Annotated in this window: 16 protein-coding genes; 4 read left to right on the forward strand and 12 right to left on the reverse strand. The window is 70.2% G+C overall.

Annotated features, from left to right (window positions below; translation table 11 throughout):
* Nucleotides 1-4: 4 nt before the first annotated feature.
* Both E1295_RS18890 and E1295_RS18895 read right to left on the reverse strand, forming a co-directional pair.
* Nucleotides 5-1,072 (reverse strand): ABC transporter ATP-binding protein, encoded by a 1,068-nt coding sequence (locus E1295_RS18890; protein ID WP_132631646.1) that lies wholly within the window; start codon nucleotides 1,070-1,072, stop codon nucleotides 5-7.
* Nucleotides 1,073-1,093: 21 nt separating this feature from the next.
* Nucleotides 1,094-2,527: a gamma-aminobutyraldehyde dehydrogenase gene (locus E1295_RS18895; RefSeq protein ID WP_132631647.1), complete on the reverse strand. Its 1,434-nt coding sequence runs from the start codon at nucleotides 2,525-2,527 to the stop codon at nucleotides 1,094-1,096.
* 274 nt (nucleotides 2,528-2,801) lie between these two features.
* Here E1295_RS18895 and E1295_RS18900 point away from each other — a divergent pair, with 274 nt between their 5' ends.
* The gene (locus E1295_RS18900) at nucleotides 2,802-3,293 is read left to right on the forward strand and encodes an Lrp/AsnC family transcriptional regulator (RefSeq protein WP_132631648.1); all 492 of its coding nucleotides are present in this window, start codon (nucleotides 2,802-2,804) and stop codon (nucleotides 3,291-3,293) included.
* A 28-nt stretch (nucleotides 3,294-3,321) separates the two neighbouring features.
* Here E1295_RS18900 and E1295_RS18905 read toward each other — a convergent pair whose 3' ends face one another.
* The 10 genes from E1295_RS18905 to E1295_RS18950 form a co-directional block, all read right to left on the reverse strand.
* Nucleotides 3,322-3,561 carry a hypothetical protein gene (locus tag E1295_RS18905; protein ID WP_132631649.1) on the reverse strand — a complete coding sequence of 80 codons (240 nt, stop codon included), beginning with the start codon at nucleotides 3,559-3,561 and terminating at the stop codon, nucleotides 3,322-3,324.
* 107 nt (nucleotides 3,562-3,668) lie between these two features.
* Nucleotides 3,669-4,577 (reverse strand): RpnC/YadD family protein, encoded by a 909-nt coding sequence (locus E1295_RS18910; RefSeq protein ID WP_132631650.1) that lies wholly within the window; start codon nucleotides 4,575-4,577, stop codon nucleotides 3,669-3,671.
* 25 nt (nucleotides 4,578-4,602) lie between these two features.
* Complete coding sequence (locus E1295_RS18915) at nucleotides 4,603-7,344, reverse strand: glycoside hydrolase family 38 N-terminal domain-containing protein (RefSeq protein WP_132631651.1); 2,742 nt, start codon at nucleotides 7,342-7,344, stop codon at nucleotides 4,603-4,605.
* Nucleotides 7,341-8,429, reverse strand: coding sequence for a Gfo/Idh/MocA family protein (locus tag E1295_RS18920; RefSeq protein ID WP_132631652.1), 1,089 nt, complete (start codon nucleotides 8,427-8,429; stop codon nucleotides 7,341-7,343). The genes E1295_RS18915 and E1295_RS18920 overlap by 4 nt, the downstream gene beginning before the upstream one ends.
* Nucleotides 8,430-8,434: 5 nt before the next feature.
* Nucleotides 8,435-9,334, reverse strand: coding sequence for a TIM barrel protein (locus E1295_RS18925; protein WP_132631653.1), 900 nt, complete (start codon nucleotides 9,332-9,334; stop codon nucleotides 8,435-8,437).
* Nucleotides 9,335-9,353: 19 nt separating this feature from the next.
* Nucleotides 9,354-10,538: a CehA/McbA family metallohydrolase gene (locus tag E1295_RS18930; protein ID WP_246080129.1), complete on the reverse strand. Its 1,185-nt coding sequence runs from the start codon at nucleotides 10,536-10,538 to the stop codon at nucleotides 9,354-9,356.
* Nucleotides 10,535-11,599: an ABC transporter ATP-binding protein gene (locus E1295_RS18935; protein WP_132631654.1), complete on the reverse strand. Its 1,065-nt coding sequence runs from the start codon at nucleotides 11,597-11,599 to the stop codon at nucleotides 10,535-10,537. The genes E1295_RS18930 and E1295_RS18935 overlap by 4 nt, the downstream gene beginning before the upstream one ends.
* Entirely contained in the window at nucleotides 11,599-12,417 is an 819-nt protein-coding gene (locus E1295_RS18940; protein WP_132631655.1) for a carbohydrate ABC transporter permease, read from the reverse strand. The genes E1295_RS18935 and E1295_RS18940 overlap by 1 nt, the downstream gene beginning before the upstream one ends.
* Nucleotides 12,414-13,346 carry a carbohydrate ABC transporter permease gene (locus E1295_RS18945; protein WP_132631656.1) on the reverse strand — a complete coding sequence of 311 codons (933 nt, stop codon included), beginning with the start codon at nucleotides 13,344-13,346 and terminating at the stop codon, nucleotides 12,414-12,416. Before E1295_RS18945 ends, E1295_RS18940 begins: the two co-directional genes overlap by 4 nt.
* Nucleotides 13,321-14,712, reverse strand: coding sequence for an extracellular solute-binding protein (locus tag E1295_RS18950; RefSeq protein ID WP_166427298.1), 1,392 nt, complete (start codon nucleotides 14,710-14,712; stop codon nucleotides 13,321-13,323). Before E1295_RS18950 ends, E1295_RS18945 begins: the two co-directional genes overlap by 26 nt.
* 249 nt (nucleotides 14,713-14,961) lie before the next feature.
* Between E1295_RS18950 and iolC the strand changes: the two genes are divergently transcribed.
* Genes iolC through iolB form a run of 3 tightly spaced genes read left to right on the forward strand, consistent with a single transcriptional unit; the run spans nucleotide 14,962 to nucleotide 17,734 of the window.
* Nucleotides 14,962-15,957: a 5-dehydro-2-deoxygluconokinase gene (iolC, locus tag E1295_RS18955; protein ID WP_246080130.1), complete on the forward strand. Its 996-nt coding sequence runs from the start codon at nucleotides 14,962-14,964 to the stop codon at nucleotides 15,955-15,957.
* Nucleotides 15,954-16,859, forward strand: coding sequence for a Cgl0159 family (beta/alpha)8-fold protein (locus tag E1295_RS18960; RefSeq protein ID WP_425465351.1), 906 nt, complete (start codon nucleotides 15,954-15,956; stop codon nucleotides 16,857-16,859). Before iolC ends, E1295_RS18960 begins: the two co-directional genes overlap by 4 nt.
* Nucleotides 16,856-17,734 carry a 5-deoxy-glucuronate isomerase gene (iolB, locus tag E1295_RS18965; protein ID WP_132631657.1) on the forward strand — a complete coding sequence of 293 codons (879 nt, stop codon included), beginning with the start codon at nucleotides 16,856-16,858 and terminating at the stop codon, nucleotides 17,732-17,734. Before E1295_RS18960 ends, iolB begins: the two co-directional genes overlap by 4 nt.
* Nucleotides 17,735-17,738 lie beyond the last annotated feature (4 nt).

Below are 17,738 nucleotides of genomic sequence, written 5' to 3' on the forward strand. Positions count from 1 at the left end.
GCTGTCAACTTCCAATCACGTACGAGTGCTGCGCCTGCCACGACAGCCAGACGGAGTCTCCCCGCTCCGCCGCGGCCAGCGAGTCATGCGCGTTCTGCCGGAAAACGGTGATGTCCACCCCGTCCGCGAGGCTCACGGAATAGCTGGTGTAGGTGCCCAGGTAGACGACCTCGGCGACGGTCCCGCGTACGCCGCTCAGCTCCGGCCCCAGCTCGTCCACCCCGATGGTGATCTTCTCGGGGCGTACGGTCACCGTCACCTCACCGTCGTGCCCGGGCACCAGCACCCGGCCGCCGCCGACCTTCAGCTCGCCGCCGGTCGCGGTGCCCGCGAGCAGGTTGGAGGTGCCGATGAACCCCGCGACGAACGCGCTCGCGGGCCGTTCGTAGATGTCGCGCGGCCTGGCGAGCTGCTCGACCAGGCCGTCGTTCATGACAGCGATCCGGTCGCTCATGGTGAGCGCTTCGTTCTGGTCGTGGGTCACGTACACGAAGGTGATGCCGACCTCGCGCTGGATGCGCTTGAGCTCGATCTGCATGGCCTGGCGTAACTTCAGGTCGAGCGCGCCGAGCGGTTCGTCGAGCAGCAGCGCCCGCGGCCGGTTGACCAGGGCCCTGGCCAGCGCCACGCGCTGCTGCTGGCCGCCGGACATCTCGCGCGGCCGGCGTTTCTCCCTGCCGGCCAGATCGACGATCTCCAGCATCTCGCCGACCCGCCGCCTGAGCTCCTCCTGCGGCGTCCTGCGCTGTTTCAGGCCGAACGCCACGTTGTCCCAGACGCTCATGTGGGGGAAGAGCGCGTAGGACTGGAAGACCATGTTGACGTCACGCTTGTTCGGCGGGACGTCCGTGACGTCCTGGCCGTGCAGCTTCACCAGGCCCTTCGTGGGCGCCTCGAAGCCGGCGACCATCCTCATGGTCGTGGTCTTGCCGCAACCGGACGGGCCGAGGAGGGAGAAGAACTCCCCCTCGGCGATGTCCAGCGTCACGCCTTTGACCGCCTGGACGACCTCACCATGCGAGAAGTACTCCTTGACGACGTCCTCCAGCTCGATTGCCGATAGCCCGGTCATGTCCAGGTTTCGCCCCTGCCGCTATTCGCCGATGTAGTGCATGACGTGCTTCACCCTGGTGTAGTCGTGCAGCCCGAACACCGACAGATCCTTGCCGTAGCCGGAATGCTTGAAGCCGCCGTGCGGCATCTCCGAGATGAACGGGATGTGCGTGTTCACCCAGACGGTGCCGAAGTCCAGCCCGTTGGACATCCGCATGGCCCGGCCGTGGTCGGAGGTCCACACCGAGCCGCTCAGGCCGTATCTCACGTCGTTGGCCTTGGCCAGCGCGTCGGCCTCGTCGGTGAACGTCTGCACGGTGATCACGGGGCCGAAGACCTCGTTCTGCACGATCTCGTCGTCCTGCCTGAGCCCGTCGACGACCGTGGGGGCGAAGAAGTAACCCTTGTCGCCGACCCGCTTGCCGCCGGTGAGGACCGTGGCGTGCCCGGGCAGCCGGTCGATGAAGCCCTGCACCCTGGCCAGCTGGTTCTCGTTGTTGAGCGGCCCGTACAGCGCGTCCTCGGTGTCGAGGTCGCCGGTCACGGTGGCGCTGGCGGCTTCGGCCAGCGCGGCCACGAACTCGTCGTGCACGCTCTCCTGCACCAGCACCCGGCAGGCGGCGGTGCAGTCCTGGCCGGCGTTGTACAGGCCGGCCTCGGCGATGCCGGCGGCGGCCTTGCTCAGGTCCTTCACGTCCTCGAAGACCACGACCGGCGCCTTGCCGCCGAGCTCCAGGTGGACCCGCTTGAGGTCGTCGGCGGCGCTCCTCGCCACCGACATGCCCGCGCCGACCGAACCGGTGATGGCGACCATCGAGGCGGTCGGATGGCCCACCACGAGGGCGCCCGTCTCGCGGTCACCGGTGACGACGTTGAAGACGCCGGCGGGCAGCACCGAGCCGAGGATCTCGGCGAGCTTGAGCGTGGCGACCGGCGTGGTGTCGGACGGCTTGAGCACGATCGTGTTGCCGGCCGCGAGCGCGGGAGCGATCTTCCAGACCGCCATCATCACCGGGTAGTTCCACGGCGTGACCTGGCCGATCACGCCGATCGGCTCGTGCCTGATGACGCTGGTGTGCTCGGCGAGGAACTCACCCGCCGTCGGGCCCTCCAGCGTGCGGGCCGCGCCCGCGAAGAACCGGAAGTGGTCGGCCGCGACCGGGGTCTCGTCCTCGGCCATGCGGGCGCGCGGCTTGCCGGTGTCGCGGCATTCGGCCTCGTTGATCTCGCCGGCCCGCACCTCGATCGCGTCGGCGACCTTCAGCAGCAGGTTGGACCGATCGCCCGGGGTGGTCTTCCCCCATGACTCGAACGCCGCGGCCGCGGCGGCGAAGGCCGCGTCGACGTCGTCCTGCCCGGAGACCGGGGCCTGGACGTAGGCCTCGCCCGTGCACGGGTCGATGATGTCGGAGAACCGGCCGCTCTTGGCGTCCACGAACTCGCCGTTGACATAGTTCTGCAGACGGGTCGTCATGCGCCCTCCTTCGTCGGCCGCCAGACCCAGGTGCTGTGGCTATGGATGACCTCGGCAGGCTCGGTCATGAATGACCTCCTCGTGAGGTGGCTGAGATGCCCGCGACTCTTACAGAGCGGTCGCAGCGAAACAAGGGATTTCGTGGTGAATATATCAAATTGCTACGAAATCGCTTGACAGTCGACCGGGAACTGACAACATGTCGCACCAGGACGGCATCTCAGCGGGAACACCCCCGCCATGCCGGACCGCTCGCTAGGAGGAACCACAGCCGATGTCCACGCCGCCGCGCGTACGCCGTTCCGCCTCCCGCTCGGGGCCCGTGGTGCTCGACGACCTGTCCAAGCAGATCATCGAGCAGCTGCAGGCCGACGGGCGCATGCCGTACGCGGCGATCGGGAAGGCGGTCGGGCTCTCCGAAGCCGCGGTGCGCCAGCGCGTCCAGCGGCTGCAGGACGCCGGCGTCATGCAGATCGTCGCCGTCACCGACCCCCTCACCCTGGGCTTCCCGCGCCAGGCCATGATCGGCGTCACCTGCGAGGGCGACCTCGAGTCGGTGGCCGACGAACTGGCGGCGATCGAGGAGATCGACTACGTGGTGCTCACGGCCGGTTCGTTCGACGTGATCGTGGAGGTGGTGTGCGAGGGGGACGGGCACCTGCTGGAGATCCTCAGCAAGATCCGCGCCATCCCCGCCGTACGCGCCACCGAGTCGTTCGTCTACCTGAAACTCCGCAAGCAGACCTACTCCTGGGGCACCCGCTGACCGACCCGGCGGCGGGCCCCCGCGGAGCTCACTCGAAGACCTGCTCCGCACAGTCGGCCGTGAGCGCCCGCTGGAACCACTCCTCCAGCACCGCCGTATCCATGCACGACGTGATCCGCTCCCGCACCTCCTCAGACACCTCGATCCCCCGCGCCTTGAGCAGCATCTGCAGCATCTTCGCCTCACCTATGGCCTTGCCCTCGGCCCTGCCCTCGGCGAGGAGGCTCTCGGCGAAATCCCCTTCGTACGCAGAAGATCCCGCACCCATGGCGACCTCCACCCGGTCCACACCTGACCGGCCTCACCGACAGCTGACCGGACTCTCGAATGTTCCGAGGCGCCCACCAACCGGCGGGCGCCTTCCACGGGATCACATCACCCAAAGACCTGCTCCGCACAGTCGGCCGTGAGCGCCCGCTGGAACCACTCCTCCAGCACCGCCGTATCCATGCACGACGCGATCCGCTCCCGCACCTCCTCAGACACCTCGATCCCCCGCGCCTTGAGCAGCATCTGCAGCATCTTCGCCTCGCCTATGGCCTGGCCTTCGGCCTTGCCCTCGGCCCTGCCCTCGGCCCTGCCCTCGGCCTTGCCCTCGGCGAGGAGGCTCTCGGCGAACTCCCCCTGGTACGGATGTGTCAGCATAGCCATAAGGTTCCCCCATTCCTTCTGGGCGACGCCAGTCAGAGAGACGTAGATGTACTGACCGTATCGCCCGGCCAGCTTCTGATCGATTTTGCTGAGGGCCGCGTCCAACGTGCTCAGGACTTCTTTGATCAACGGGTCCTGGGACTTGGTGACGGCGGAGATGACGGCCAGACCGATGTTGCCCAGCGCCTCGGCCACGTCGGTGATGAGCGGGGTGTTGTCGGGCCCGATCACCAGTGGATTGAGCACGAGTCCCGGGTGGCCGGTCTCTATGGGCTTGGCCGCCCAGCGTGCGATCTGGCGATCGGGGCAGATGACGGTCAGGACGACCTGGCACTTCTCGCGCGCCCGGAAGTTGGCGATGTATTCCAGCCACGAATAGTGCTTGTCGTCGTCCTGGCCACGCTGCGTCTCGATGATGACGCCGAGTTTGTCGCCATCCTCGCCGTAGAGGAGGGCGCCGTCAGCCCGGCAGACCGCAGGAACGGCTTCGGACAGGTCGGGCGAGGCCAGCCTGGCCTCGCCCGTCTCGGGTATTCGTAGATCGAACAGCGCGCGCAACCCCTGCGCGGTGTGCCCGAGATCGAGGGTGACGAGCTTGGTCAGCCCTTCGTGTTGGGGAGTGATCACGGGCACGACATTACTATATGTGTTCTAAAGATTACCGAGAGTTGACGAGATGGATCGTGGTGATCTCCCAGGGCTTCAGTGGCAGGCGGAGGGTGCCGTCCATGACCGGGAGGGGGTCGCCGGGGCGGCCGCGCAGGTCGGCGTGCGTGGCCTCGGTGAAGTCGCCGGTGATCACGGCCTCCGTGTCCCCGGGCGTGAGGGCGACCACCCGCAGTTCGTGCCGGCCGTCCCGGTCGCGCAGGGAGGTCATCGTCACGCCCTTGCCCGTCACCGTCAGGCCCGCCGCCGGTGCGGGCAGGGGGAGGTCCCGCGGGCCCTGACCGGGCACCGCCAGCAGGTCGTGGCGGAAGACCTCCGCCTGGGGCACGACCTCCTCCCACGACCCCTGGTACGGCATCAGCGCCAGGCTCACCTTGCGCACCCCGCGCGACTGCGCCGCAGGGGTCGGGAGCTGGGGCCCGGCCGGTTCGGGGCGGAGGGGGTTGCGGTTGCGTGACAGGTAACCGACCGAGCGCAGCAGGGTGAGGGCCAGCTCGGAGCCGTCCACGACCTCATATTCCGTCACGTGTTCCAGCAGCGCCGCCACGCCGCCCGCGGCCACCCAGGAGGAGGCGGGGAAGGTGGGCAGCGGGGTCTCGCCGCAGCCGCCCTCGGAGGTCAGCCCTCGGGTGGTCACCGCGAACTGCCCCTCCGCGTACGACTCCGTGGCCCGCTCCGGCAGCGGCACGTGCAGGCGCACCCGGTGGTCGGAGCAGCGGTTGTCGAACTCGACGTCGAGCCGGACGAAGGGCTCGCCCGCCCGCAGTTCGACCCGGGTGGTGACGACGGTCTCCTCGGCCTCGCTCGTCCTGGCGATGGCGGGGAGTTCCGGTGCCCCGTCGATGCCGCTGCCGGCGACCGGCCACCGGTACGTGCGGCGCACGTCCACCGTGGCCACCAGGGGCCCCGAGGTGAGGAGCTCGGTCTCGACCGACACGGGCTCGTCCACGATCAGGTCGGCGGGCGGGGGCGCGTAGTTGTAGGTGTCGCCGACGTCGCCGCCGTCGATGATGCGGCCGGCGCCCCTGACGGTGGTGCCGTCCTGGCCGACCAGGGTGAGCGTGCCGTCGTCGGCGATCGTGACGCGCAGCAGCCCGTTGTCCAGCACCTCTTCGTCGCCGCGCACGGGCAGGACGGCCGAGTCGGACCTGAGCCAGCAGGACGGGTCGTGGTCCGAGGGCTTGGCAGTCTGGGCGGCGGGCGTGCCGAACGCCTGCTCGTGCGGCACGGGCCGGACGCTCGCGTGGCCCAGCGGCGGGACCTCGACGAGGGCGGCGACCGTGCGCCGGGGTTCGGCGAAGATGCGTACGCGGGTCACGCCGTCCAGTTCGCCGCGCAGGTCGTCGACGTCGAAGGCGGTCTGCATCTCGTGGGCCACGGTGAACGTCAGGGTGTCGCCCTCGACCGACCAGGACGTGATCTGCTGGCCGTACAGCTCGGTGCCGTGCACGAGGCTCAGCGCGGTGACCGGGTCCATCTCGTCGTCCAGCAGCAGCGTGGCCGCGTACTCGAGCGGCTGGATGGGCACGGGCGTGCCGGAGGCGTCCACCAGGGGGTCGTGTCCGGGCACGTCCACGACGACCACGCCGCGCCTGGGGGCGGGGGTCGGGTTGACGACGAGCACGCCGGCGGACGGCACCGTGGGGGTCAGCCGGGCGGTCACCATGTCGCGTACGGCCTGGCCGAGGTGTTCGGCCTCGGCGATGCGCGCGGCGACCTGCTGGGCGGTGTCGTCGACGCCGCATCCGGTCACCGAGTCGTGGCCGCTGGCGTCGACCAGCCGCCACCAGGCCATGTCGAGGAAACGTCCCGGCCACTCCTCGCCCCAGAGCGTGGCAAGCGGTTCGGCGTAGCGCTCGACCATCCGCTCGGCGCGGCCCATGGCCTGCTTGACGTGGGCGCGGACGGAGATGACGCCGGGGAGGATGTTGGCGCGGGCGTGCGAGCGCAGTTCGCCGCGGACCTGGGGCAGGCCGTCCACCCCACCCGAATAAGCCCCGATATATCCGGACAAGGTGTCCATGCGGGCGCCGATCGCCGCCACCATCTCCGGCAATCCTCGTACGGGCGCGGAGTGGTCCGTGCCGTACATCGCCAGCAGCGAGCCCTCGGGCCCGTGCCACTCGCGCATCGTCTTGCTGAACGCCTCCGCCCGCTCCTTCAGCCCCGCCGGATCGTGGAACAGGTGGGCCCCGTTGCCGTAGCCGCCGGCGGGAAGGTATTGCGCGCGCACCGCCGTGCCGTCAGGTGCGATCCAGGCGAAGGCGTCGGTGGTCACCGAGGAGGGCACCCCTCGGTAGACACAGGCGTGCAGCAGCCCGGCCCGGCGAAGGATCTGCGGCATCTGCGCCGCGTGCCCGAACATGTCGGGCAGGTAGCCGACCGGCATGGCCCCGCCGAGCTTGTCGGCCCTGGCCATGCCCAGTTCGAGGTTGCGGACGATGTTCTCGCCCGAGCACAGGAACTCGTCGAGCAGGATCTGCCACGGCCCCACCGCCAGGCGCCCCGACTCGACCAGCGCGGCCACCCGGTCGCGGTTCTCCGGGCGCACCTCCAGGTAGTCGTCCACGCAGGCGAGTTGCCCGTCGAGGGTGAAGTGGTAGGCGGGCTCGCGCTCCATCGTGTCGAGCACCTCGTCGAGCAGCGCCACCAGGCGCAGCCGGAAACGCTGGAACGGTTCGTACCACTCGCGGTCCCAGTGTGTGTGCGGTACGACCACGATCTCCGTGCTCACGCTGCTTCCCCTCCCACGGGCAGTCCCTGCTGTACGGCGTAGCGGGCGGCGATCCGCTGAGCCGTCACGATGTCCTCGAGCCCGCCGCCCGCGTCGGTGAGCGGCGGCTCGCCATCGTTCACGTAAGCATGGAAGGCGGCCAGTTGTACTTCGAACGCCTCGGTCACATCACGCCAATGGGTGCGGCTCTCGCCGCCCTCGCCTCCGGAGACGACGGTGAGCGTGGTGGGGGCGTTCATCAGGTAGGGGGCGGGGAACACGAGTTCGAGCGAACCGTGGTCGTGGTGGACGGCCACGGTCTCGCGGTAGGCGGGGTAGTCCTCCAGGTAGTGCCAGCGGATGCCGAACCGGCCGCGGACGGGCAGGGGCCCGGAGATCTCGATGGACCCGGGCGCGGGCCCCCAGGTGTCAACGTACGAAATTTCGGTCGGTGACCCGGTAAAGCGCCTGAGGAGCGACAAATCGTGGCAGATCGAGCCGAGCGACACCCCATACAGGTTCCGTACCGACTCCGGCGCCGACTCCCCCAGCGCCCGCGAGACCAGCTCACTCTCGGCCGCCCGCAGCGAGGCCAGCAGCCCCGGGTCCACGTCACGCGCCTGCGTCAGGTTGGCGAAGGCGAGCTGCGACTCCCCGCTCGGATGCAGCACGACCACCTCGACCGATCTGATCGCCTCGGGCCCGCCCACCTCGGCCAGCAGCTTCTCGGCCCTGCGCACCGCGGGGTCGTACTGCTTCATGTAGCCGACCATCAGCCGCCCCTCGGGCAACGCCGCCACCTCGGCCCTGGTCAGGGCGAGCGGCTTCTCGCACAGGACGGCGTACCCGGCGGTCATCGCCTGCCGTACGGCCTCGCCGTGCGAGCCGGACGCCAGCATGACGACGGCGTCGAAGCCGCCGTCGGCCAGCATCTCCTCCAGCGCGGTGTACCGCCTGGCGGCTCCCAGCCGGTCGCCCACCGCGTCGGCCAGCGTCCGCGACAGGTCGCAGACGGCGCTCACCTCGAACAGGTCACGCCGCCTCGTCAACAGCGGCACGTAGACCGCCTGGGTGACGGCTCCGCAGCCCACCAGGGCGATTCTCACCTGTGTCAAAGTCCCAGTTCCCTCAGTCGCTCGCGGTTGGCGGCCTGGTCGGCGATGTTCTGGGCGACCGTGCGGCGGCCCGGCAGCGTGTCCTGCTCGACGATGACCCAGCCCTCGTAGTCGATCTCGTCGAGCGCCGCGACCACGCCGGCCAGGTCCAGCTCGCCCTCGCCCAGGGAGGCGAACCCGCCGCGGCCCATGAGCTCGCGCAGGTCCACGCCGTCGTCCAGGGCCTGGGCCAGGATCTTGGTGTCGCCGTCCTTGATGTGCACGTGGCCGACCCGGCCGGCCCACTCGCGCAGCTTCGTCACCGGGTCTCCCCCGCCGAGCAGCAGGTGTCCGGTGTCGAGGCAGAGTTCCACGTCGGTCAGCTCCAGCAGCCGCTCGACGTCGTCGGGGGTCTCGACGTACGTGCCGAGGTGAGGGTGGAAGGCGGGCTCGAAGCCGCGCTCGCGGCAGCGGCCGACCGCCTCCTGCACGCGGCCGGCGTACGCGGGCCATTCGGAGGACGGCAGCCCTGGAACGCTCCCACCCGGGCGGGCGAACCTCTCGGGCGAGCCGGAGCAGCCCAGCGTGGGCCGCGGCGCCAGATGCTCGGGCGCGGGCGGCGCGGCGGCGAACACGTCGAGCGCCGCGTCCAGCGCGGTCAGCCCCTGGCGGAACGCCTCGGCGTCGTTGTAGCGCAGGTCGGCCCAGCCGCCGGCGAGGAGCATGCCGTCGAGCCGTTCGACCAGGTCGGCTCCGGTGCCCAGATAACCGACCGGGCCGAGGTCGATGCCCTCGTAGCCGGTGTCGGACAGCGCGCCGACCATCCGGTCGGCGCTCAGCGGCGGCGGCGCGTCGCTCAGCTCGAACACACCGAAGCTCACCGGCGCGTTGGCGACCTTCCGCACTCGCGTGCTCATGACCTCACTCCGTTCACGTTCACTCGCACAGGGCGATCACTTCGTTCTCGTACGTTTCCAGCCGGTGGCGCCCCTCGATCGCGGGCAGGAGCGTACGGTCGCCGCGCACGACCCGGCGCCGGCCGCCGGGGGCCACGAGCACGAGGCCGTCGGCGTCCAGCGCGAGCACTTCGTCGCCCAGCCTGAGCAGCAGCGGCGCGTCGGGGCCCGCGGAGACGGCGGCGCGCCCTGCGCGTACGCCGTCGAGCACCGTGCTCGTGTCCTCGGCCAGCACCCACGTCGTCGGCGCGCCGGGCAGGCCGTCGGAGCCGGGGCGGTGGAAGTCGCTGCCGCCGATCACGGTCAGGTCGGCCCGCCAGGCGTCGGCCCAGGCGAGGGGCGCGCCCCAGCGGCGGTCCCACCAGCCGGAGTGCCACACCTCGGCGATCGCCGGGCGGCGTTCGATCGGCAGCAGCCAGGCGCAGTCGCCGCCGAGCGGATGGTTGACGGACATCAGCCCGCCCGCGCGCTCGGCGTGCTCGGCCCAGGAGTCGGCGGGCTGACGGAAGTCCACCCAGCCGACGTCGCCGAACACGTTCGCGTGGCCCCGGTCGGTGGTGACCTCCTGGCCGGGGATGAGCGTGATCTCCCGGTCGATCTTGGCCAGCCAGGGGTGGTGGCTGACGGTGTTGTGGTCGGTGACGGCCAGGAAGTCGAGGCCCCTGCCGTGGGCGAGTTCGGCGAGCTCGGGGATGCTGAGGCTGCCGTCGCTGTGCAGGGTGTGGGCGTGGAAGTCGCCCGCGAACCACCGCAGGCCGCCGACGGCGGGGAGGTCGCGCCGCGCCGGCCGCTCACCGTGCGGCGGCTCCGCCACCTCCGGCTCCGGCGGCGCCACGGTCGCGGTGGTGATCTCCAGCGTGTAGTCGAGGCCCTGCGGCGGGATCCGGTGCAGCCGCAGCCACACGTGCCATGTGCCCGCCTCGGGCTCGCCCGGCAGGTAACCGGGGGTCGCCCAGTCCCCGCTGATCGTGTACGTGTCGCGCGCGCCGCCCGACCAGCCGCGGAACCCGGTGGGCGAGGCGCATCCGAGGTCGATGACGCCCTGGGAGGTGTCGTAGGTCAGCCGCACGGTCACGGCGGCCGTGCCCGCGCGCATCTCGAAGGGCACCTCGCGCAGGATCTGCTCCAGCCTGTCGTCCAGGCTCCAGCGGCCTTCGATGATCACACCAGCTCACCGTCCCGGTAGACGAGGGCCCGGTCGCGGCGCGGCAGCGCGTGGCCGTCGTCGCCGACGGCGGGTTCGCTTCCCTCAGGCACGACGGCCTGCACCAGCACGTCGTTGACGTCGAGCGTCACCAGGTGGGACGCGCCCAGGTTCTCCACGATGGCCACCTTCCCGCTCAGCGCGCCCTCCGCGGGCCCGGCCGAGTAGGCCATGTACTCGGGCCGCACGCCGTAAACGATCTTCTCCCCGCCGGTCAGCCGTCCCTCGGCGGCGGCCGGGACCGCCACCTTGCAGCCGGCGACCTCCAGCGTGTCACCTCGTACGGCGCCGTCCAGCAAGTTCATCGGGGTCGAGCCGATGAACCCGGCCACGAACGTGTTGGCGGGCCGCTGGAACACCTCGGCCGGGGTGCCGATCTGCCGGATGTGCCCCGCCTCCATGACGGCCATCCGGTCGGCCATGGCCAGCGCCTCGGCCTGGTCATGGGTGACGAAGACGGTGGTGACGCCCAGTTCGCGCTGGAGCTTCTTGAGGAACGTACGGGCTTCGAGCCGCAGGCGGGCGTCCAGGTTGGACAGCGGCTCGTCGAACAGGAACGCCTGCGCCTGCGTGGCCATCACCCTGGCCAGGGCGACCCGTTGCTGCTGGCCGCCGGAGAGCTGGCCGGGCCTGCGGTCCATGAGGTGTTCGAGGCCGAGCCGCGCGCCGACCTCCTCCGCCTTCTCGCGGCGCGCGCCCTTGGCGACCTTCTTGATCCGCAGCGGGTAGGCGATGTTGTCCGTGACGTCCATGTGCGGGAACAGCGCGTAGTCCTGGAACACCATGGCGACGTCGCGTCCGCCCGGCTGCACCCCGGTCACGTCGCGGTCGCCGATGACCACGGCGCCGCCGGTGGCGGTCTCCAGGCCGGCGATCGTGCGCAGCAGGGTGGTCTTGCCGCAGCCGGAGGGGCCGAGCAGGGCGAAGAACTCACCGTCGGGGATGTCGAGGTCGAGCGAGTCGAGCGCTTTCACCCCGCCGGGATAGACCTTGGTCAGCCCGCGTAGTTCGATGGCGGCCATTAACGCTTGATCCCTCCGTGGAAGCGGAAGCCGTACTTCTTGCTGACGAACAGGTACATGAGCACCACGGGAATCGAGTAGAGCAGGCCGAACGTGGACAACATGCTGAGGTTGGCCTGGCCGCCCTCGGTGTAGAGCGTGTACGTGATCACCGCCGCCGGCTGCTTCTCGACGTCGCTCAGCAGCAGGTACGGCATCAGGAAGTTGCCCCACACGTTGGCCAGCGACCACACCCCGATCGTCGCCAGCCCGGGACGCACCACAGGGACGACCACGTGCCGGACGATCTGCAGCGGCGAGGCCCCGAAGACCCGCGCCGACTCCTCGTAGGACTTCGGCGTGGAGTCCATGAAGTCCTTCAGCATGAAGATCGCCGCGGGCAGCAGGCCGCCGGTCAGGATGAGGATCAGCCCGAGCTGGGAGTCGATCAGGTTCAGCTCGACCGCGAGCTGGAACAGCGGCACCATGGCCGCCGTGCCCGTGATGATCGACGACAGCAGCAGCAGCGCGTAGAGCAGGGCGTCCCTGCCGGGCAGGCGCACCCGGCTCAGCGCGTACGCGGCCAGTGCGGCCAGCAGCACGACCAGCACGGCGGTGCCGACGGACAGGATGAGGGAGTTGTAGAGCGACGGCAGCGCGTACGGGTGCTCGACGACCGCCTGGAAGTTGTCCCAGGTGAAGTCGGGCACCTTGACCTCGTACGACGGGTCGGAGGTGAACGGCGCGGTCACCAGCCACAACAGCGGGATGGTGAAGAAGGCCAGCAGCACCGCGATGAGCGTGCAGAAGCCGATCCGGCCGAGGACGAAGCGCGTCATTTCTTGCTCCGGAGCAGCCGCAGGTAGAACACCGCGACGACCAGGTTGATCAGCAGGATGATCGTGGACACGGCGGCGCCGTAACCCAGTTCGCCGCTCTGCAGCGCGACCTTGTACACGTGCACGGCCAGCACCTCGGACCGGCCGTCGGGGCCGCCGGCGGTGATGAGGAACGGAGAGAAGTCGTTGAACGTCCACAGGCTGATGAGCAGCAGGTTCGTCAGGATGTGGCCCCGGATGTGCGGGAAGACGACGTCCATGAGCTGCTGCCAGCCGGAGGCTCCGGCCAGGCGGGCGCTCTCCAGGTGGGAGGGCGGCACGTTGCCGAGCGCGGCGCCGTACAACATCATCGAGAACGCGGTGCCGCGCCAGGTGTTGAAGACGATGATCGACAACATCGGGTGGTCGAGCAGCCACGGGAAGCCGGGGATGCCGAGCAGCGCGTTGAGCGTGCCGCCGTCGCGGTCGAGCAGCGCCACCCACAGGAACGACACGACGGCGCTCGGCAGGATCCAGGCCAGGATGACCAGGCCCTCGACCAGCCGCTTGAGCGGTCCCGTACGGTCGCGCAGCATCCAGGCGATCGAGAAGCCGAGCACGACCTGGCCGATGACGGCGGAGCCGAGCACGAACTGCAGGGTCAGCCAGGTCGAGTTCCAGAACGTGGGGTTGGAGACCGCGTCAAGGAGGTTGGCCAGCCCGACGAACTGCGGTTCGGCCGCGGCGGCGCCGGTCAGGCGGTAGTTGGTGAGCCCCAGGTAGAGCACCCAGAGCGCGGGGAACACGAGGAAGGCGGCAATGAGCAGCAGGGCGGGGGCGACGAACGCCCCTGCCCGCAGGTTGCCCAGGCCCGCCGCGTCGGAGCTGTAGCCGCGGCGGGTCCGCTCGTCTTCCTTGACGACCTCAGGAGGCGATGTTGCCTGCGCCACCGACGATTCCTTCGAGTTTCTTCTGGTAGTCGGCCGCCGCCTGATCGGGCGCGGTGCCGCCGACCACGGCCGCGGTGGCCTCCTGCAGCGCCGCCGACACCTGCGGGTAGACGGCGACGGGCGGCCGGTAGGCCGTCACCGGCAGCACCTTCTCGGAGATGAAGGTGAGCAGTGGCTCACCGGCGAGGATCTCCTTGTTGACGTCGGTGCGCGGGGTGACGCGGACGTTGCCGTCCTTGGTCTCCTCCTTCAGCGCCTCGGGCGAGAGTGTGAAGGCGAGCAGCTCGAAGGCCTCCTTCGGGTGCTCGCTGTTGGGGTTGACCGTGCGCAGCGCGCCGCCCGACATGCTGACGAAGTCCTGGCCGCGCAGGCCCTTGCCGGGCTCCATCGCGGGGATCATGGCGTAGCCGACGACCTGGTCGCGGTCGTCCATCTTCGCCACGCCGTCCTTGGGGTTGACGACGCCGCGCCAGAAGTAGTCGCCCTCCATGAGGATGCCGACCTTGCCCTCGGCGAACTGCTGGAACGACTTGTCGCGGCCCTTGGCCTCCTGCTGGAGCTTGGGGTCGCCGAGGCCGCCACCGTAGATTTTCTGGTAGAGGCCGAGCGCGTCCTTCATCGCCTGGGAGGCGCCGGTCCACTTGCCGTCCTGCTGCACCTCGCCGCCCGCGCCGGCGAGCAGCGGCAGCACGCCCTGCATCGAGGTGGCCTCGCCCATGGCGGTGCCGGCGTTGATCTGGATCGGCACGGGCACGCCCGCGGACTTCAGCTTCGTGCCCGCGTCGAGGATCTCCTGCCAGCTCTTCGGCTGCCAGTCGGCGGGGAGCCCGGCCTGCTGGAAGAGCGTCTTGTTGAAGTAGAGCACCCGGCCGTCGGTGCCGACCGGCAGGGCGTACTTCTTGTCGTTGAACTCGGCCATGCCCTGGACGGCCTCGGGGATCTGCGACCAGCCGTCCCAGTTGTCGGCCTCCGGCCCGACCAGCTCCGACAGGGGTTTGATGTAGCCCGCCTCGGCGAACTCGCCGGCCCAGATCCCGTCGATGTCCATGACGTCCGCGCCCTTGCCTGACTTGAGGTCGAGGGAGAGCTTGGTCTTGTACTGTTCGTCGTCGACTCCGCTGGGGACGAACTTGACCGTGACGTCCTTCCCCTTCGCCTTCTGGGCGGCCTCGAACTGGGGAATCACCCAGTCCTCGATGAAGGTCGCCCCGGCGGCGTTCTTGCCGCCCTTGATGGCGTTCTGGGTGATGGTCAGCTCGATGGCCTCACCCTCGCCACCGCCGGATGAGCCGCCGCACGCGGCGAGCCCCAGCCCGGCCGCGGTGAGGACCGCGACCACTCCCAGCGACCGTTTCCGCACTGCCATGCAAACCCTCCGACATGTCCTTAGGGGAGGAAGTCATGGGCCAATATGTCATGACATGCATATGACGTAAAGGCCAGCCCAAATCGCCCGTACGCTGTGTCTTTGCCCGAAGGGGAGGGGTCAGCCGTCCGACACTGCGAGGTGTGGCGCGCTCGTTTCGAGGTGGGCACACAAGGCAACATAGCGGACATCCGAATGTCATGACAATATGCCATAGTGTCGAGAAGCTGAACTCTGGAGGTGCGTCAGGTGCAAACCCCGCTCCCCGCGGCAGGCCCCCCGCCCGGGCCCGCCGTGCACGACCTGATCACGATCGGCCGATGCGGTGTCGACGTCTACCCGCTGCAGACCGGCGTCGGCCTGGCCGAGGTCGAGACCTTCGGCAAGTTCCTCGGCGGCAGCCCCACGAACGTCGCCGTGGCCGCCGCGCGCCACGGGCTGCGCCCCGCCGTGATCACCGCCGTGGGAGCCGACCCCTTCGGGGACTTCGTCCGGCAGGCGATCCGCGGCTTCGGCGTCGACGACGCCTACGTGAGCACCATCGAGGGCCCGCCCACGCCCGTCACGTTCTGCGAGATCTTTCCTCCCGACCACTTCCCCATCTACTTCTACCGCGGCGAGCATCCACCTGACCTGCGCATCTCTCCCGATCACCTCGACCTCGACGCCATCGCGGCCACGAGCCTGTTCTGGTTCTCGCTGACCGGCCTGAGCAAGGAGCCGAGCGCCGCCGCCCACACCGCCGCACTGTCGGCGCGCACCACGGGATGGACGGTGTTCGACCTCGACTACCGGCCCAGCCTGTGGGAGTCGCGCGAGGCCGCCCGCGAGGCGGCGCGCCGGGCGCTGCCGCACGTCAACGTCGCCGTCGGCAACCTCGACGAGGTGGAGACCGCGGTCGGCGTACGCGATCCGGAGGCCGCGGCGCAGGCGCTGCTGGACGCCGGGGTGAAGGTCGCCATCGTGAAGATGGGCCCGGAAGGGGTCTTCGCCCGCACCGCCGAGGAGAGCACCCTGGTGGAGCCCGTGGAGGTCAAGGTGGTCAACGGCATCGGCGCCGGCGACGCGTTCGGAGGCGGCGTCTGCCTGGGGTTGCTGCGCGGCTGGCCGCTGGAGCGCACGATCCGCTTCGCCAACGCCGCGGGCGCCTTCGTCGCCGCCCGCCTGGCCTGCGCCGACGCCATGCCGGCCACGACCGACGTGGAGGACCTGCTGAACGGCACCGAGAACGGGGATCGCTCTTGAGCGACATCACGCTGCCCAGGGCCGCCGGATACGCGCGGCTCACCCACATCCGCGCCACCAAGCCCGAAGAGATCGCCGAGGCGGCGGCCCGGCGGCAGCGACGCGGCATGCCCGGCGAGGGCGAGCGGCTGCTCATCATCGCCGCCGACCATCCCGCCAGGGGAGCGCTGGCCGTACGCGACCGCCCGCTGGCCATGGCCAGCCGCGCGGACCTGCTCGCCCGGCTCCAGACCGCGCTCGCCAGGCCGGGCGTGGACGGCATCCTGGCCGCCCCCGACGTGCTGGAGGACCTGCTCCTGCTGGGGGCGCTGGAGGGCAAGCTGGCCTTCGGCTCCATGAACAGGGGCGGCCTGCAGGGCTCGGTGTTCGAGCTGGACGACCGTTTCACCGGCTTCGACGCGGCGTCCATCGACACCATGCGCCTCGACGGCGGCAAGATGCTCTGCCGCATCGACCCCGGCGACCACGCGACCGTGGCGACGCTGGAGTCCTGCGCCCGCGCCGTCACCGACCTGGCCCGCAGGCGCCTGGTCGCCATGGTGGAGCCGTTCTGGTCGCTGCGCTCGGAGACGGGCGCCGTACGCAACGACCTGTCGCCCGACGCGGTGATCCGCGCGATCAGCGTCGCCCAGGCGCTCGGCGTCACCTCGGCCTACACCTGGCTCAAGATCCCCGCCGTGGCGGAGATGGAGCGGGTGATGGCGGCCACCACGCTGCCCGCCCTGCTGCTCGGCGGCGACCCTCCGGACATCGACGCCGCCTACGCCGACTGGGACCGCGCGCTCGGGCTGCCGGGCGTGCGGGGGCTCGTCGTCGGGCGCGCTCTGCTCTACCCTCCGGACGACGACGTGGCAACAGCCGTGGACGGCGCCGCCGCCCTGGTCCGAGAGGTTCGCGCATGACCTACCTTCCGTACGGCAAGTCCTCCAACGGTCCCTGGGCCGTGGAGATCACCCCATCCCTGGCCGGCTGGACCTATTCGGGCCTGCGCGTGGCGAACCTGTCCGACGCCACGGTCTCCTTCGACACCGGCGAGGAGGAGATGCTCGTGCTCCCCCTGTCCGGCTCGTGCACGGTCGCCATCACCCCATCCGCCACCCCGCCGCCCGGCACGCAAGGGCCCGGCGCGGTGACGTACGAGCTGGCCGGGCGTTCCTCCGTGTTCGACGGCCCGTCCGACTTCGTCTACCTCCCGATCGGCGCCCACGTGACGCTCAGGGGCGACGGGCGCTTCGCGCTGCCCTCGGCCCGCGCCACCCGCGCGCTGGAGCCCCGCCACGTGCCCGCCGCCGACGTCGCCGTCGAGATCAGGGGCGCGGGCCAGGCCAGCCGCCAGGTGAACAACTTCTGCTCCCCCGACGCCTTCGACTGCGACAAGCTCATGGCGGTCGAAGTGCTCACCCCCGGCGGCAACTGGTCGTCCTACCCTCCGCACAAGCACGACACCCCCAACCCGGGCGAGGCCGTGCTGGAGGAGATCTACTACTTCGAGGTCGCCGGCCGGGGCCCCGGCTACCAGCGCGTCTACTCCTCCGAACGCGGCCAGATCGACACCCTCGCCGAGGTCTCCTCCGGCGACGTCGTCCTGGTGCCGTACGGCTACCACGGGCCGTCCATGGCCGCGCCCGGCTACGACCTCTACTATCTGAACGTCCTGGCGGGCCCGGCGGAACAGCGTTCGATGGCGTTCTGCGACGACCCCGGCCACGCCTGGATCCGCTCGTCGTGGGAGTCCCAGCCCATCGACCCGAGACTGCCGTTCGGGAGTGAATCATGAGCGA

Origin of the sequence: Nonomuraea mesophila (genome assembly GCF_004352805.1) — a bacterium.
GTDB lineage: Bacteria > Actinomycetota > Actinomycetes > Streptosporangiales > Streptosporangiaceae > Nonomuraea > Nonomuraea longispora.